A 15,594-nucleotide genomic window follows, 5' to 3' on the forward strand; every position below is an offset into this window, starting at 1 on the left:
ATTCTATGACTTTGCGTTTGTGTTTAGCCAATCTGCATAACGTGCATTTGATTCAATGCAAGGCAATGCAAGTATTGCGGGAATTTCGTGCGGGTGAAGATCAATCACCTCAGCTTCGATTTTGCTATAGTTTTCATGTGGAGCTTTAACCCAAAGGACCCACTCCTCTTCGCGTTCCAGCTCATCTTCCCACATATATATAGCTTCGACAGGCCCATCAATGTTGATGCATGCCGCCAACTTTTTAAGGACAAGTGTTTCACCAATTGCTGCCGCACATTTATCATCAGGGCAATTGATACGAATGAGAATGATGCTCGTCATACTAATCAATATCAATTCCAAGATGACCCGCGACAGAGAATACATCTTTATCACCACGCCCACATAAGTTCATTATGATGAGGCCATCTTTACCCAACTCCTTAGCAACATCACCAACGCGCGCAATTGCGTGTGCGGGCTCAAGCGCGGGAATGATACCTTCTAGTTTTGTACATAGCTGAAAAGCATCAAGAGCCTCTTTGTCAGTGCATGTCAGATATTCAGCGCGGCCTGTATCCTTCAGGAAGGAATGTTCAGGTCCGATACCAGGATAATCCAATCCAGCAGAGATAGAGTGCGCATCAATTATCTGACCATCATCATCTTGAAGAAGATATGTGCGGTTTCCATGCAGGATACCCGGCTCACCGCCATTAAGAGCGGCGGCATGTTCTCCTGTTTCAATACCGTGACCTGATGCTTCCACACCAATCATTCGTACGTTTTCGTCTTCTAGAAATGGATGGAATAATCCTATCGCGTTAGATCCACCACCAATACACGCCATAACGACATCTGGAAGCCTACCTTCGCGTTCCATAATCTGTGCTTTGGCTTCACGGCCAATGACAGATTGGAAATCACGCACCATAGCGGGGTATGGGTGTGGACCAGCGGCTGTACCAATACAATAAAATGTATCATGCACATTCGTCACCCAATCGCGCAATGCTTCATTCATCGCGTCTTTCAGCGTACCTGTTCCTGATGATACGGGTACAATTTCAGCGCCCAAGAGCTTCATGCGGAACACATTTGGTTTTTGGCGCTCTACATCAGTCGCCCCCATAAACACAGTACATGGAAGGCCAAAGCGTGCACAGATAGTAGCTGTTGCCACGCCGTGCTGCCCTGCTCCAGTTTCAGCAATAATGCGGGTCTTGCCCATGCGCAAAGCCAATAGTACTTGCCCCAGACAGTTATTCACCTTGTGTGATCCTGTATGGTTTAGTTCATCCCGCTTGAAATATATTTTCGCACCATCAAAATGCTCTGTTAAGCGTTCAGCAAAATACATTGCCGATGGACGCCCCACATAATCCTGCATCAAGCCTCGATATAGCTTTTCAAATTCCGGGTCTGCTTTTGCAGCTTCGTATTCTTTTTCAAGATCGAGGATAAGCGGCATTAAAGTCTCGGCAACATAGCGTCCACCAAACTCTCCAAAACGTCCGCTTTCGTCAGGCCATTTATTCCAAGTATTGCGCGTGTCCATGACGAAACATCCTTCTAAATCAACTGAAGCATTCAGATAGCGTGAACACCTGAAAAGTACCACGCTTTATACGCGTGATTTTTGCAAAAGATTGTTTTTCTTCGCATATCGTTCAAGAAAAACTAGGCTTATGTTGTAATAACCGCAGAAATAAAGCTCCGAATAAGATTTGCATCTTTCTGACCAGGACTAATTTCAACGCCCGAAGAGACATCAACCATATGCGCACCAGATTGAAAGATAGCGTCTTTCACATTACCCGCATTCAGACCACCAGCAAGAAACCACGGCACCGGCACATCAAAATCTTGCATGATCTGCCAATTGAACCGCGTTCCGTTTCCACCTGGTAACTTGTCTTCTGGACTGGGCTTGGCATCAAACAGAACAAAATCATATTTGCGCATTTCCTGGTCACTTGGAAAATCAGATTGATCTGCGACAGAATAAGCGCGCATGAAATTCATATCTGGACGTATCGCCCTAACCAAATGCAACATCTCATCTGTAATGTCGCCGTGAATTTGCAAACCACCTACACTCGGCACATGCTGAGAGATATCGCGCAGAACCTCAATACTGGGTTTTGCTAGCACAACCCAAGTCATGCATTTATCACCGACATAATTTGTGAGATTTTCAATTGCCTGCAATTCAAGGTGACGCGGGCTTTTCTGAAAATGTACAAAACCAAGATGCTCGGCACCAGCATTAATTGCGACGTCAATCATGGCCATATCTTGAAGGCCACAAATCTTCACATTTTTCATAAGCTTAAACACCTAAAGCAAATTCTTTATTGTACATATTTGTCAGTATACAAAGAAATACTTAGAGCTAAAACAAGAAAGGCGACCATAAAGGCCGCCCTTCCGTAATATACTTTAAACTCTACATGCGTTGCTGTATAAACGATAATTATTTCTTAAGCAAGTCTCTGATTTCAGCAAGAAGTACTTCCTGAGCAGGAGGAGCTGCAGGCTCTGCAGGCGCTTCTTCCTCTTTTTTCTTCAGGTTGTTCATGCCCTTAATCACGAAGAATACAGCCAACGCAACAATGAGAAATGAAATCGCGTTATTAATGAACAATCCATAGCTAATTGCGACTGCTTCTGTTCCTGCTTCAGCATCAGCTGGCTTCAAAACGTATGCTAAATTGGCAAAATCTACACCGCCCAAAAGCAAACCGATTGGCGGCATTATGATGTCATCCACAAAAGACTTCACCACAGTTGCGAACGCGCCCCCCATGATGAAACCAACAGCCATATCGACGAGGTTGCCCTTCATCGCAAATTCTTTGAATTCAGTAATCATTCCCATAAGTTCAGCCCCTTTTTAAAGATCGATTCGTGTCCGATTACGCGAATCATTTGAAAGATTCTAACGTACACATTTCGACTTTCGTCGCAATAACACAGTGCAGTACTAGGTTTAACAACCTAATCTAAGCTCAACCTATATTATTGATAAAGACTACCTATCTTCGGGATCTTCGCCATTATTTAAACGCGCACGAAGCTCTTTCCCAGCCTTAAAGAACGGGACAAATTTCTGTTCAACAGGCACTGATTCACCTGTCCGCGGATTACGACCTGTTCGCGCTTCTCGCTGACGAACGGAAAAAGCACCAAAACCACGAAGTTCAACGCGGTCGCCTGCTTCTAGAGCCGCTGCGATCTCGTCAAGAATGACGTCCACGATCCGCTCAACTTCTCGTGGGCGAATTTCTGGGCGTTCTTCTGACAGACGCAATATGAGTTCTGAACGTAGCATATGACAACTTGAAATGAAAAAGGCCCGAAAAGCAAGTACTTCTCGGGCCTTATCGCTATTTTTTTATCGGAAATGCATCTCCGACAGCCTTTTAAGGGGCGATTTCTTAGTTTTCGTCGTCAGTCTTAAGAGCCGCACTTAGAATATCACCAAGAGAAGCACCTGATTCGGCTGAACCATATTGCTCTACTGCTTCTTTCTCTTCGCGAATCTCTAGCGCTTTCACAGACAATCCAACGCGGCGAGACGCTTTGTCGAACTGTGTAATAAGAGCATCGATCTTGTCACCTACTGAGAAACGCTCTGGACGTTGCTCTGCACGGTCACGAGATAGATCAGATTTACGGATGAATGCAGTCATTTCCTGACCTTCATCACCGAAGGAAACTTCGATACCACCAGAAGCAACTTCAGTCACAGTTACAGTAACTGTTTTGTTCTTGCGAACATCAGAAGTTTCAATTGGGTCACCAGTAAGCTGTTTGATACCAAGAGAAATACGTTCTTTCTCAACATCAACATCAAGAACACGTGCTTTAACAGTGTCGCCTTTGTTGAAGTCTTGAATGGCTTCTTCGCCAGAACGGTTCCAGTCGATGTCGTTGATGTGAACCATACCATCAAGCTCAGGACCAAGACCGATAAACATACCGAATTCTGTGATTCCGCGAACTTCACCTTCAACATCAGAACCTGTTGGGTTTTCAGCAATGAATGCTTCCCATGGGTTGTTCTGAGTTTGCTTAAGGCCAAGTGAGATACGACGCTTGTCGCTATCAACATCAAGAACCATAACTTCCACTTCTTGAGAAGAAGAGATGATTTTGCCTGGGTGTAGGTTTTTCTTAGTCCAGCTCATTTCAGAAACGTGGATAAGACCTTCAACACCATCTTCTAGCTCAACAAACGCACCATAATCAGTGATGTTTGTGACGCGACCAGATAGTTTCGCACCGAGTGGGTATTTCGCTGCAACGCCATCCCATGGGTCTGACATCAATTGCTTCATACCTAGAGAGATACGTTGCGTGTCTGGATTGATCTTGATGATCTGAACTTCAACTTCTTGACCAACTTCTACAACTTGGCTTGGGTGCGATACGCGTTTCCAAGACATGTCTGTGACGTGTAGAAGACCATCAATTCCACCAAGGTCAACGAATGCTCCATAATCAGTGATGTTCTTAACAACACCGCGACGCTGTTCGCCTTCACCCATGTTGCCAACGATCTCAGCGCGCTGTTCTGCGCGAGACTCTTCAAGAACGGCACGACGTGAAACAACAATGTTTCCACGTGGACGGTCCATTTTAAGAATGGCGAATGGTTGTTCTTGACCCATAAGAGGACCAACGTCACGGATTGGACGAATGTCAACTTGTGAACCAGGAAGGAATGCGTTTACGCCGCCAAGGTCAACGGTGAATCCACCTTTAACACGGCCAACAATTGCACCCTTGATAGTTTCTTTAGCAGCGTACTGCCCTTCAAGACGGTTCCATGCTTCTTCACGGCGCGCTTTGTCGCGGGAAAGAACTGCGTCTCCGAGCGCGTTTTCGATGCGCTCAAGGAAAACTTCAACCAATGCACCAACTTCAGGACGCTTGTCTTGGGAAAATTCTCTAGTCGGAATACGACCTTCAGTTTTCAAACCGACATCAACAACCACAAAGTCGTTATCAACTGCAGTAACTGTGGCTGGGATAACCCGGCCTTCAATCATTGAGTTACCGGAAAAACTGTCTTCGAACATCGCGGCAAAGTCGTCGGTGCTCGGATTCATCGAGTCTAGGTCAGACATCAACACTCCAAATTTTATCGTCGTTACAGGCCAGCTGGTTGTCCCAGCGGTCTCGCTACACCACGTAGCTTATATTTATTTTCTCCACAGGAGAGCGGGCGGTATCCCGCCGCAAGGCCAATAAGTCAAGGCTTACAGCCAGAAACACAGGGAATCTGCGGTTGATTTTGCAAGAATCAGCCAATTTGCGCTTTTTAAGCGACAAATCCCTTTTTTAAAGCGAAATTTAGCGCTGTTTCAAAAACATCATCAGGCCCCATTTGGGTCGTATCCAATTGTAGAGCATCCTCTGCCGGTTTCATAGGGGCAACTTCACGTGTCTTGTCTCGAATATCCCGCTCACGCAACTCGGCAATCATCTGTTCCAAAGAAATCGGCTTGCCCGCTTTTTCGAGCTCCATGCAGCGCCTGCGAGCGCGCTCTTCTACAGATGCGTCGACCCAAAATTTCACATCCGCCTCGGGGCAGACAACTGTTCCAATATCACGGCCATCCAAAACTGCCCCGCCCTTTTGACCGGCAAAAGAGCGTTGTAATTCAAACAATGCCTGACGCACTTTAGACAATGCAGCAACTTTAGAAGCAGACTGCCCCGCTTCAGCTGTTCGCAAATCAGCATCTGGATATAAAGTTAAATCGAGTTTGGCAGCAATTTCGGCGCAGGCATCTTCATCAGTCAGGTCAACACCAGCACTCGTCGCAGCCACTCCAGTTGCGCGATACAAAGCGCCTGTATCCATATGTGGCACACCAAAATGTGCCGCAAGCCTTTTTGCAAGAGTCCCCTTACCCGATGCTAGCGTGCCATCAATAGCAATAATCATCATTCTCTAGCCTTGCTCTATATCTGCGCCCAATGCCTGCATATGCGCGAAGAAATCAGGGTAGCTAGTTGCAATCGCTGAAACATCATCAACAGATACCGGAGCTTTGGCTGCACACCCCATAACGAGAGCCGACATAGCAATGCGGTGATCATGGCAAGCTTCTACAATTCCGCCGCCCGGCACTCCGCCGCGCCCGCAACCTCTCACGAGGAAACCATCTGGTCGCTCTTCAGCATGTACACCATTTGCTTTGAGCATATTCACTGTTGCGGTGATACGGTCAGATTCTTTCACACGTAATTCTTCAGCACCTGTAACAAGCGTATCACCATCAGCAAACGCCGCTAGCACACCAAATAGTGGAAACTCATCAATCATCGCAGGTACAATCGCCAATTCAGGTGTCGCAGCATTCAATGATGATGGTATGGACGTTATCGTCGTGATCACCTCTCCGCCTGCTTCCCCTGTCTTAACGACATTCAAATTGGCACCCATAGCTTTTGCTGCATGCACCAAGCCATCACGTGTGTTGTTTTCCATCACATTAAGAACAGACACACTTCCTTCTTGCACTAGCAAGCCAGCAGCCCAAAGAAATGTCGCAGACGATGGATCTCCTGGAATATCCACATTTGTCGCTGTCAGCTGCTGCCCACCTTCAAGAGAAATGCGGCATCCTCCATCTTTCTCTTCAACATCAACAGTCACGCCAAAAGCGCGTAACATGCGCTCAGTATGATCGCGAGTTTTGCGTGGTTCATTCACAATTGTCGTGCCTGTCGCACCAAGTCCGGCCAGCATAACACAAGACTTCACCTGTGCTGAGGCGTGTGGCGGTGTGTATTCGATTGCACTTAACGAAGCACCTTCCAACGTCAAAGGTAATTTGCCACCATTTGATTCGTTTTTAGCTCCCATTTCAGCCAACGGGTCCAATACGCGTCCCATTGGGCGCGATCTCAAACTGACATCACCATCAAATGTTGCTTTTAATTTCTGACCCGCGACTAGGCCCATCATGAGTCGTGCGCCCGTACCTGAATTTCCCATGTCCAAAATATTTTTGGGATTTTTCAAACCAGCCGCACCCACGCCTGTCACTTTCCAGCGACGCAATGATATGCGCTCAACATCAGCGCCACACGCAGCCATTGCTTTGGCTGTATCTTTTACGTCCTCGCCTTCCAAAAGGCCTTCAATAAAGCTTGTTCCTTCCGCCAAGCCAGCAAACATCAGTGCACGGTGTGAGCATGATTTATCACCTGGCGCACGCAAAGCACCATCAAGGCGGGAAATAGGTTTAGATGTTGCGCGCATAAAAGAATGCTCCTGTTGGTATTGTATTAATCACTGTCATATCACAAAAGAATCTGCTCAGATTGTCATCTAGCGCTTTACACTGGCGCATTAACATGGCAACCGCCCGCAAACAAAGAATTTAGAGGGTTTCCAACGTGTCAAAAGCAGATCTCGGTGAAAAGCAAACCTGTCCGGAATGCGAAGCCAAATTTTATGACCTAAAGAAAAGACCGGCCATTTGTCCAAAATGCGGTCACACATACGACCCAATTGCCGCTATTACAGCGAAGCGCGGCAAAGGGAAAGAGGCTGAAGAGCCCGAAGAAGATGATGACGACGATGATGCAGAAGATCAGGTAAAGAAAAAATCTCCTGATGATGACGATGATGACGATGAAGACATTGTAGATGTGCCTGAAATCGACGCTGAAGCTGACACTGTTGAAATCGGTGATGATGAAGAAGACGACACTCCAGGTGCAAAACAACGCATTGCTGAACCAGGTGTCGAAGACGAAATCGACGAAGATGAAGCTGGCATGTCTATCGTAGAAGACGACGAAGACCTTCCAGATCTTGATGATGACGACGATCTCGATCTTGGAGATGACGACGACATCACCTAAAAACCGTATGTGATAAGCATATTTTAAAGCCCACGACCTTGAAAGGTTGTGGGCTTTTTTATTCTTACCCCTTTAAATACAACGCGCTGACGTGAATACTCGAAAAAACACTTGATCCTGACATAAACGCAGTATACTAAACGCCTTCCCTGTCCATGGTCTCATGATCACGACGCGAAATGGGGCCTTAGCTCAGCTGGGAGAGCGCTTCGCTGGCAGCGAAGAGGTCAGCGGTTCGATCCCGCTAGGCTCCACCATTTTCTTTTAAAATCTTATAGCTATATACAGTGATTTGAATTGACGCTTGTGAGACGAAACTAAGTCGCCATGCATCTTATTTATCGCTAAATGGGCCACACGTTTATTTAAATTTTGTGGATTGAGTCATGATTTCATATCGAGATTATGTGCGCTGGCTGTTGAGATCGTCTCGATTGAATACCGAAAGAATATCAATTGCGTGTGAGGATGGTGTGAGTTGGCTTCACACATTGCTGAAAACAATAAATCTGAGATGGGAATGATAAATTTAGCGCGATAGTTCTGTTTAAAAAAACGCGAACACTATCTTTCTTCCAAGTCCCGACTTGGAATCAACAAAAACTAAATAGGCTCAGCTTCATTTTATCAGAGGCAATTCCGAATGAGGAATATGCCCAACAGCCCCCGAAATGCATAAAGTCGCTAATCTTACAATTCTCAACTCTTAGCATTTCGGAGTTATTAGTCTGGCGATTAACCGACCAATGCTGCAGCGTCACGCTCACCAGTACGGATGCGTAATACGCTTTCAAGATCAGAAACGAAGATCTTACCATCTCCGATTTTGTTTGTGTTTGCCGCTGTTGAAACAGCTTCAACGACTTTTTCAACAAGGTCTGATGACGTTGCGATTTCTACCTTCACTTTTGGTAGAAGACGTACTTCATATTCAGCACCACGGTAAACTTCTGTTTTACCATGTTGACGTCCATAACCACGAACCTCAGATACAGTTACACCAGATGCCCCCACCTCAGTGACAGCATCAAGAACAGCATCAAGACGACTTGGTTTAAAGACAGCAGTAATTAGTTTCATAGTGTCTCTCCTTCTATAAAAAATGGGGGTCAAAAAATATCGCCCCGGCAGTTACTCCACTCACGTCTAGCCCAATCATCTCAGGCAACGTGTTTTCGTTTTTCGTCATTTTCATTTCTGGAATGACGAGAAGCTTCAGGTCGAATGACATTGGCACGCGCAGGCCGGTTAACACGTTGCTGCTGTGCATTTGGGATTTGCGGGTCGATATATAGCTGCTTGACCGCCTCTACCATCAACACCCCTCCAAACCCCTTCCATGCAATTTCACCTGTCTTTTCCCAAGCATCTGCAGCCGACGTGACAAGCTTTAAACTGACAGGAGGTGCATATAATGCCCGCGTCCACGCAGTTGGCTGAAACATCGCTGTTTTCAACAAGCCATTCAGCTGCTTCTTTGTGTATGGTCGCCCATGCCCAAAAGGCGTCGATTCAGCTTGAGACCACAATCCAGATCTATTGGCAGCAACCATTAATATACGTGCCTCGGGGGCTGCAACACGCCATAATTCACGCATTAATCGATCGGGATTATCTGCATCTTCCAGCCCATGTATCACCAAAATACGATCAAAAACGGCATCGGCAAATGGTAATTTATCTTCTTCAACTAAGGTTGTCGACGAATTGGACGAAGACGGCCAACACACAGCGCCTTGCGCAGCTGGTGCTGCACAAATGGCTCGCCGCGTGTCTTGAGCGTATGTGTTTAGAAATTCCTGACCATATCCAAAACTCAAAACATCCAAATCATCAGCATGTGGCCATATAGCTTCAATGCGACGCAAAATCATTTCATACGCAGCTTTACCTAGCGGAGTATTGTAAAATGCCTTCAAACGACCCACCTCAACGCGCAAATGCTTTGCCCTCCACAATATTCTGGTTGTAACCTAACCTTAACTGACTCTTCATTTTGAATACAGGTGCCCAAAAAATGCCAAATCCACCACCATCTGCTCCAATTGTGTGCATGTTTGCGTGTTTAAGCGACAATTATGGGTACTTAATTCATCACCCTGCATCAAATTCGACCATCAGCATCGATTCCCCTGATGCCGAAACAATACTCAATATTGCCGCTTCCAAGGGCTGGAATATCACACATATCCTAAACACACATTGGCATGCAGATCATGCAGGCGGCAATGCAAAAATACAAGAAGCTACTGGATGCCGCATCTTTGGCCCCCAAGAAGTAAATTCTCGCCTTCAAGCCCCTCTCGATGACGTCCTGACGGGAGGCGAAACCTTGAATTTTGGCGATCTTTCTATCGAAGTCTTATCTACGCCCGGACATACGCTGGAACATATCAGCTATTACATTCCTATTCTAGACGCTGCTTTTGTTGGAGACACCATGTTTGCATTAGGGTGCGGGCGTATGTTTGAAGGCAATCCTGAGATGTTCTGGAATAGTCTAAAAAAGATTCGCGCCCTTCCCGACACAACCAAGATTTATTGCGCGCATGAATATACGCTTGCAAATCTAAAATTCACAGAATCTATCGACGCTGAAAATGAAGACCTAAAAGCTTACGCCAAAACCCTGCGAGACTTGAGAGCAGATCAGCAGCCGACTATTCCCGCGCTGCTTGGTAAGGAAAAACAAACCAATCCTTTTTTGCGCGCTGATTCTACCCAAATGATCAATTTATTGAACATGCAAGGCAAATCACCAATTGATGTTTTTGCGCATATCCGAAAAATGAAAGATAATTTCTAGTCAATTATTGTAAGGAGACATAAGCCTTAGCAATTGCCTCTGAAGATGGTCGCCCTGCAAACCCATCTGCCGGCGCAATAACTATGCTTAGGCTTGTCCCCTGAATGGATAATCGCGCAGCATCGCCCTGCTTCAAAGAAATACTTCTCAAATCTACATTTGCGTATTTTTTTGCAAGCTCAACACCTATAGAAGCCGTTTGAACCGCTTCCATGGTCCAATCAGCATAATCACTCAGCGCCTTATCAACTGATATCCTTGGCGCTTCTCCTAAAGTCTCAGCCAAATTGCTTGAAACCTGCCTCAACGCCTCTTTAAAATCTGTTGGGTGCGGCGGAGGAATAATGGCATTTGAAGTGGCGTCCAATGTTGTGGGCGCGCCATGACGATCCCCAAATGGAAAAACAATTACATTGCCTAATTCTGTAACACGCAAAAAGACACGACCTGTATCTGTGCGATAGAATTGATCTCCACGCGGTCCATTACTTGCGCGCAAAGCAAACACTTCATCTTCATCTTCATATTTCAAAAGCGCGTGCGGACCTGTTCTATCAAACAGGAAACGCCGACCAGATGAAGAGTCGCGATAATAAGCAGGCCGCGTGCTAGGGGCCAGCTGAGCATTCAGCATAGAAACAAGATCAGCATTTGAAGGGCGTGGCGGATCATATGCCATTGCAGGCGCAACAAATCCGACAACCAAAGCGGAGGCCAGCAACAATACGCGAGAATAATTACGTCTTGAATGTTTCATGTTTGTCATAAAGCCCCTCGACTAGGGCAGATTTTAGGCAGAATTAGTACCAATTTATTAAAGAAGCAGCCTTGTTTGCCAAGACCGCTTCTGCGCTAATCCATTGTGCCTTGAACTCGTTAACCCAAAATTTATGGGCTTTTCAGAGCTTAATGACTGATTTTATGTAGGAATATATTGGCCACCATTGGCCGCCAACGTTGCACCTGTGATGAAAGCTGCGCCGTCTGATGATAAAAATGACACACATGCAGCAATTTCCGAGGACTTCCCAAGGCGCCCAACGGGAATCGAAGAAACAATGCTTTCCAACACTTTTTCAGGTACAGCAGCCACCATATCGGTGTCCGTATAGCCGGGACATACCGTGTTTACGGTGATTCCCTTTCTTGCCGTTTCCTGTGCCAGAGCTTTAGAAAAGCCGATCAAACCCGCTTTAGCAGCTGAATAGTTTGTTTGCCCCATCTGCCCCTTTTGACCATTGATAGAAGAGATATTGACGATACGCCCCCAGCCTTTGTCTCTCATCCCATTGATAACAGCTTGAGATAAATTGAAAGCAGAGGTCAAATCCACGCGGATTACATCATCCCATTGTTCACGGGTCATTTTGTGAAGCATAGCATCACGTGTAATGCCGGCATTGTTTACGAGAACATCAATAATTCCCATTTCAGCTTCAATCGCTTTGACACCGGCCTGACACGCATCAAAGTCGCCTACATCAAATTTGAAGACTGAAATTCCCAATTCTTCTGCGCACTGGCGTGCAGCCTCATCATTCCCCGCGTAATTGGCCGCGACTTTAAAGCCGTCTTTTACTAAAGCCTCTGATATCGCGCGCCCAATTCCGCGCGTACCTCCCGTTACCAATGCAATCTTATCCATTTTCGCCTCTCCCGTAATTGGCGTTTTATTATCTTCCAGTTTTGGGATCTTGGGCTTCATCTTTTGCGAAGCTGATATTTCCAAGCCCAATTTTTCACTGGTCAATGCGGGCATTTAAAACTATGCTGCACTGCAACACAAGTTTTATCTTTAGTCGTATGTTAAATTAAGTAAGTATAGGCCCTTCTATGCTGCACCGTTTGTAATTTGTGCAAAGCAATAGTAAGCCTATACGATAAACATCCATGCCTCATCGCGAATCATAAAGATGGGCATGCCTAAATATTGTTGGAAGAGAAAACTATGACGACGTCCAATGGGACAGCTGGCTCAGTTGATAAAATCATTATCAAGAAATATGCAAACCGTCGTCTCTACGATACTAATGCTAGTGCCTATGTCACACTCGATCATTTAGCGCGCCTTGTTCGTGAGAAAAAAGATTTTATTGTGCAGGATGCTAAAAGCGGAGAAGATTTGACCCGCTCAGTCCTTACGCAAATAATTTTCGAGCAAGAGAACCGTGAAGAAGGTGTGCTGCCGATCAGTTTTTTGCGCCAAGTCATTCAACTTTATGGCGAAAGCATACAATCTGTTCTACCGTCCTATCTCGAATTATCCATGAATACTTTCCTCAGCCAGCAAGAAAAATGGCGTGAGCAATTGGAGAAATCAGCCTCCTATTCCAATGGTGGTTCAGCTTTTGAAGCGCAGATCAGACACAATATTTCTTTGTTTGAAGACACAATGCGGATGTTTACTGCGCCTGCTGCAGCGCAACCTGCCAAGCAAGAAAAACCTCCTGAGGAAGAGAAAAAACCCCAATCCAAATCGGAAAGTTCAGAATCACAAAATTCATCTAACGCCACGAATGAAGCATTGAGTGCACTGCAGCAACAAATGGCGGATATGCAACAAAAGTTGGAACAGCTCTCAAAAGGCAATTAATTAGATTGCAAAAAATCCGATACTGAACAGGTCAGTTGTGCAATACAATTAACGAGATCTAAACAGATGGCAGGCTTCTTGCTAGAGTGTGTGTATGAGAATCACACCGACCACACCATGCCAAACACTTAACCGGCGCGCATCTGATAACAAGATCGAACGCCGCAGTGTTAATTCGGGCCGCCGTCTAGGTGATCGCCGTGGTGCGTCCACGACAAGACAGTCTCAAGAACGCGCTAGACATTCCAACCATCAAGCGCACACATCCAATTTAGACAACCAATGGATTAGCCCAGTATTTGCAGCGCACATTATTGGCCAGCACACTGATGATACGCAAACGAGAGGCAATGCTATAAATGCCAATCGTGCTTATGATAAGGTGGTAAACCCTTATCTACGTCCACTACACACGCGCACAGCGTAAATTAGCCACGCGCCTCAAGCTTTGTGAGAATCATTTCCAGCAAAGTTTCTAAGCGATCAATGCGTTCATGCACGCCCATAATCATCTCTCGCGTAACAGCGCCACCTTCCCCGCCCGAAGTATTTACACCACTTACATTTTCTTCGATTCTTGTTTCAAGCGCGAGATCACCTACGCCGCAATATTTTGCGACGATTTCCGGATTTATCGATAATGTATCAGCAAAAGAATGTATCTCAGAAACACTTATAGCGCGTCGATCGTCGAAGATCATATCGACTTCATCAATGGTCATTCCCGAGTTTCTTGCCAGTGAGTCTCTAGTGAGACCAAGAGATTTCAGACGGTCATCAAACCAGTCATAATCAAAAAAAAGCGCCACTCTTTTACTCTACTTTCCAAAGCCCTCTCCGACCGCGAAGTCGCGTCGGGCTGATACAATAGTTACGACCACACCGGCCAGCACATCCAATAAACACATTAGCGACAAGATAAAAAAGACTGATGTTGCAAAGTTTTTAAAAAGCAAAAACTCAACCAGTGCAAAAATAAACAACAACATGGATACAGCGTGATTGAAAATTGTTGCTGCGCCTGTGCTTGTTGATTTGAGGACTTCCGCAAACAAAAAAGTGAGCCCAAGGATCAACAATATATCACCACGCGATACCGCCCAAAAAGCACCATCCGATACCATTGGGATTTTCCATATCGGCGCATTCAAGAAAGCATGCATATGCGGCACATCGCTTAAGGCAACAGCAGCACCTTCAACAATCACGGCATCTGGATCATCTGGGCTTCGCGAAAATGCCAACAAGTTATAAATAATTATTGGAATTGAAAGCAGCGGAAAAATTCCAAATAGTGCGCGCATGCCTTGTCCCCGATCTGATGGTTTGTCTCTTCGTCTAGATGATGTCTTCGACTTAGTCGCTTTATCGTCCAAACGTCCTGCTGCAGCCGTAGCTAAAAAATCAAACATTTAAAAGCCCTCACCCCCATTTCATACAATCTTGTATGTTACGTCAAATGGCAAAAGCACTTTTATAATTCATCTGCACCGCCCGGATGGCGCCGACGCTTGCGCAACCAAAGCACACCACGCAAATCTGTCCATGCGGCAGCCAAACGTCCCAAATTGGTATATTTTGATGTTCCAAACTCACGATGTTTATGACTAACGGGAACAGCTTCGACTTCATAGCCTTCAGCTTTCATTAAAGCTGGCATATAGCGATGCATATGATCAAAGTAAGGTAACATTAAATATGCTTCCTTTTTGAAAGCTTTCGCCCCACATCCTGAATCGCTGTGATTGTCTTTGAGAAGTTTTTGTCGAACCGCATTCGCCAATCTGGAGCCTATTTTTTTCCAAGATGAATCCTGACGTTTCGCCCGCACGCCTTGAACAAGAGCAAGATTACTTGGCGCATCCGCGCGGATCAATTTCGAAACAAGTGCAGGAATATCTAGAGGCGGATTCTGGCCATCACCGTCAAGTGTTGCAATGATTGGTGCTTTCGCTGCCAAAACACCCGTACGTATGGCACGGCTTTGCCCCGCATTATTTCTGTGCCCAAGAACCCGCAAAGCTGGAAAATTTGGTTTTAAAGCTACCAAGCGCGCCCGTGTGTCATCAGTAGATGCATCATCCACCAATATCATTTCATAGGCTCTACCGTCCAATGCAGTAGCAATATCAGCGACAAGTGAGCCTACATTCCCAGACTCATTATGAACGGGAATAACAACGGAAATTTCCAGAGCACTCAATTCCTTGCTTATATCTTGGATAATTTCAGACAACTCTATCGCCTTTTCCTAATGATGTGATCACAATACATAAGCCCCAAACAGCCTTAAAACGTGTTTAGCCGTCTTTGCCTAGTCATC

At 45.7% G+C, this 15,594-nt stretch carries 19 protein-coding genes and 1 tRNA gene; 5 read left to right on the forward strand and 15 right to left on the reverse strand.

Annotated features, from left to right (window positions below; genetic code table 11):
- Positions 1-3: 3 nt before the first annotated feature.
- From cutA to aroA, 8 genes are all read right to left on the reverse strand, one after another.
- Positions 4-324 carry a divalent-cation tolerance protein CutA gene (gene cutA, locus AC5EF3_RS02355; RefSeq protein WP_041301576.1) on the reverse strand — a complete coding sequence of 107 codons (321 nt, stop codon included), beginning with the start codon at positions 322-324 and terminating at the stop codon, positions 4-6.
- Position 325: 1 nt separating this feature from the next.
- Positions 326-1,540, reverse strand: coding sequence for a tryptophan synthase subunit beta (gene trpB / locus AC5EF3_RS02360; RefSeq protein WP_493546881.1), 1,215 nt, complete (start codon positions 1,538-1,540; stop codon positions 326-328).
- Between the two features lie 128 nt (positions 1,541-1,668).
- Positions 1,669-2,310, reverse strand: a complete 642-nt coding sequence (locus AC5EF3_RS02365; protein ID WP_493546882.1) for a phosphoribosylanthranilate isomerase — start codon at positions 2,308-2,310, stop codon at positions 1,669-1,671.
- Between the two features lie 148 nt (positions 2,311-2,458).
- Positions 2,459-2,863 carry a large-conductance mechanosensitive channel protein MscL gene (gene mscL, locus AC5EF3_RS02370; protein WP_015828178.1) on the reverse strand — a complete coding sequence of 135 codons (405 nt, stop codon included), beginning with the start codon at positions 2,861-2,863 and terminating at the stop codon, positions 2,459-2,461.
- Between the two features lie 153 nt (positions 2,864-3,016).
- Entirely contained in the window at positions 3,017-3,316 is a 300-nt protein-coding gene (ihfB, locus tag AC5EF3_RS02375) for an integration host factor subunit beta (protein ID WP_015828179.1), read from the reverse strand.
- A gap of 106 nt (positions 3,317-3,422) precedes the next feature.
- Positions 3,423-5,117 carry a 30S ribosomal protein S1 gene (gene rpsA / locus AC5EF3_RS02380; protein WP_015828180.1) on the reverse strand — a complete coding sequence of 565 codons (1,695 nt, stop codon included), beginning with the start codon at positions 5,115-5,117 and terminating at the stop codon, positions 3,423-3,425.
- Positions 5,118-5,311: 194 nt separating this feature from the next.
- On the reverse strand, positions 5,312-5,941 hold the full coding sequence (gene cmk, locus AC5EF3_RS02385; protein ID WP_493546900.1) for a (d)CMP kinase: 630 nt from the start codon (positions 5,939-5,941) through the stop codon (positions 5,312-5,314).
- Between the two features lie 6 nt (positions 5,942-5,947).
- Entirely contained in the window at positions 5,948-7,264 is a 1,317-nt protein-coding gene (gene aroA, locus AC5EF3_RS02390; RefSeq protein ID WP_493546883.1) for a 3-phosphoshikimate 1-carboxyvinyltransferase, read from the reverse strand.
- Positions 7,265-7,401: 137 nt separating this feature from the next.
- On the opposite strand from aroA, the gene AC5EF3_RS02395 reads away from it, so the two are divergent.
- Both AC5EF3_RS02395 and AC5EF3_RS02400 read left to right on the forward strand, forming a co-directional pair.
- Complete coding sequence (locus tag AC5EF3_RS02395) at positions 7,402-7,872, forward strand: FYDLN acid domain-containing protein (protein WP_015828183.1); 471 nt, start codon at positions 7,402-7,404, stop codon at positions 7,870-7,872.
- 181 nt (positions 7,873-8,053) lie between these two features.
- Positions 8,054-8,129 (forward strand) — tRNA-Ala (locus tag AC5EF3_RS02400).
- 478 nt (positions 8,130-8,607) lie between these two features.
- On the opposite strand, the gene AC5EF3_RS02405 is transcribed toward AC5EF3_RS02400, so the two are convergent.
- Positions 8,608-8,952, reverse strand: coding sequence for a P-II family nitrogen regulator (locus AC5EF3_RS02405; protein WP_015828184.1), 345 nt, complete (start codon positions 8,950-8,952; stop codon positions 8,608-8,610).
- 80 nt (positions 8,953-9,032) lie between these two features.
- Complete coding sequence (locus tag AC5EF3_RS02410) at positions 9,033-9,812, reverse strand: methyltransferase domain-containing protein (protein ID WP_015828185.1); 780 nt, start codon at positions 9,810-9,812, stop codon at positions 9,033-9,035.
- A gap of 77 nt (positions 9,813-9,889) precedes the next feature.
- On the opposite strand from AC5EF3_RS02410, the gene gloB reads away from it, so the two are divergent.
- Entirely contained in the window at positions 9,890-10,678 is a 789-nt protein-coding gene (gloB, locus tag AC5EF3_RS02415) for a hydroxyacylglutathione hydrolase (RefSeq protein WP_493546884.1), read from the forward strand.
- A gap of 4 nt (positions 10,679-10,682) precedes the next feature.
- Here the strand turns inward: gloB and AC5EF3_RS02420 are convergent, their stop codons facing one another.
- Positions 10,683-11,444: a DUF4908 domain-containing protein gene (locus AC5EF3_RS02420; protein WP_015828187.1), complete on the reverse strand. Its 762-nt coding sequence runs from the start codon at positions 11,442-11,444 to the stop codon at positions 10,683-10,685.
- A 153-nt stretch (positions 11,445-11,597) separates the two neighbouring features.
- Complete coding sequence (phbB, locus tag AC5EF3_RS02425) at positions 11,598-12,323, reverse strand: acetoacetyl-CoA reductase (RefSeq protein ID WP_015828188.1); 726 nt, start codon at positions 12,321-12,323, stop codon at positions 11,598-11,600.
- A 303-nt stretch (positions 12,324-12,626) separates the two neighbouring features.
- Here phbB and phaR point away from each other — a divergent pair, with 303 nt between their 5' ends.
- Both phaR and AC5EF3_RS02435 read left to right on the forward strand, forming a co-directional pair.
- Positions 12,627-13,271 (forward strand): polyhydroxyalkanoate synthesis repressor PhaR, encoded by a 645-nt coding sequence (gene phaR / locus AC5EF3_RS02430; protein ID WP_493546885.1) that lies wholly within the window; start codon positions 12,627-12,629, stop codon positions 13,269-13,271.
- Positions 13,272-13,365: 94 nt separating this feature from the next.
- On the forward strand, positions 13,366-13,698 hold the full coding sequence (locus tag AC5EF3_RS02435) for a hypothetical protein (RefSeq protein WP_493546886.1): 333 nt from the start codon (positions 13,366-13,368) through the stop codon (positions 13,696-13,698).
- A gap of 1 nt (position 13,699) precedes the next feature.
- Here the strand turns inward: AC5EF3_RS02435 and AC5EF3_RS02440 are convergent, their stop codons facing one another.
- The 3 genes from AC5EF3_RS02440 to AC5EF3_RS02450 all read right to left on the reverse strand — a co-directional run bounded on the left by AC5EF3_RS02440 (position 13,700) and on the right by AC5EF3_RS02450 (position 15,507).
- Positions 13,700-14,080: a hypothetical protein gene (locus AC5EF3_RS02440; RefSeq protein WP_493546887.1), complete on the reverse strand. Its 381-nt coding sequence runs from the start codon at positions 14,078-14,080 to the stop codon at positions 13,700-13,702.
- Positions 14,081-14,089: 9 nt separating this feature from the next.
- Positions 14,090-14,683 (reverse strand): hypothetical protein, encoded by a 594-nt coding sequence (locus AC5EF3_RS02445; protein WP_049763142.1) that lies wholly within the window; start codon positions 14,681-14,683, stop codon positions 14,090-14,092.
- 62 nt (positions 14,684-14,745) lie between these two features.
- On the reverse strand, positions 14,746-15,507 hold the full coding sequence (locus AC5EF3_RS02450; RefSeq protein ID WP_493546888.1) for a glycosyltransferase family 2 protein: 762 nt from the start codon (positions 15,505-15,507) through the stop codon (positions 14,746-14,748).
- Between the last annotated feature and the right edge of the window lie 87 nt (positions 15,508-15,594).

The sequence above is a fragment of the Hirschia sp. genome (genome assembly GCF_058892565.1).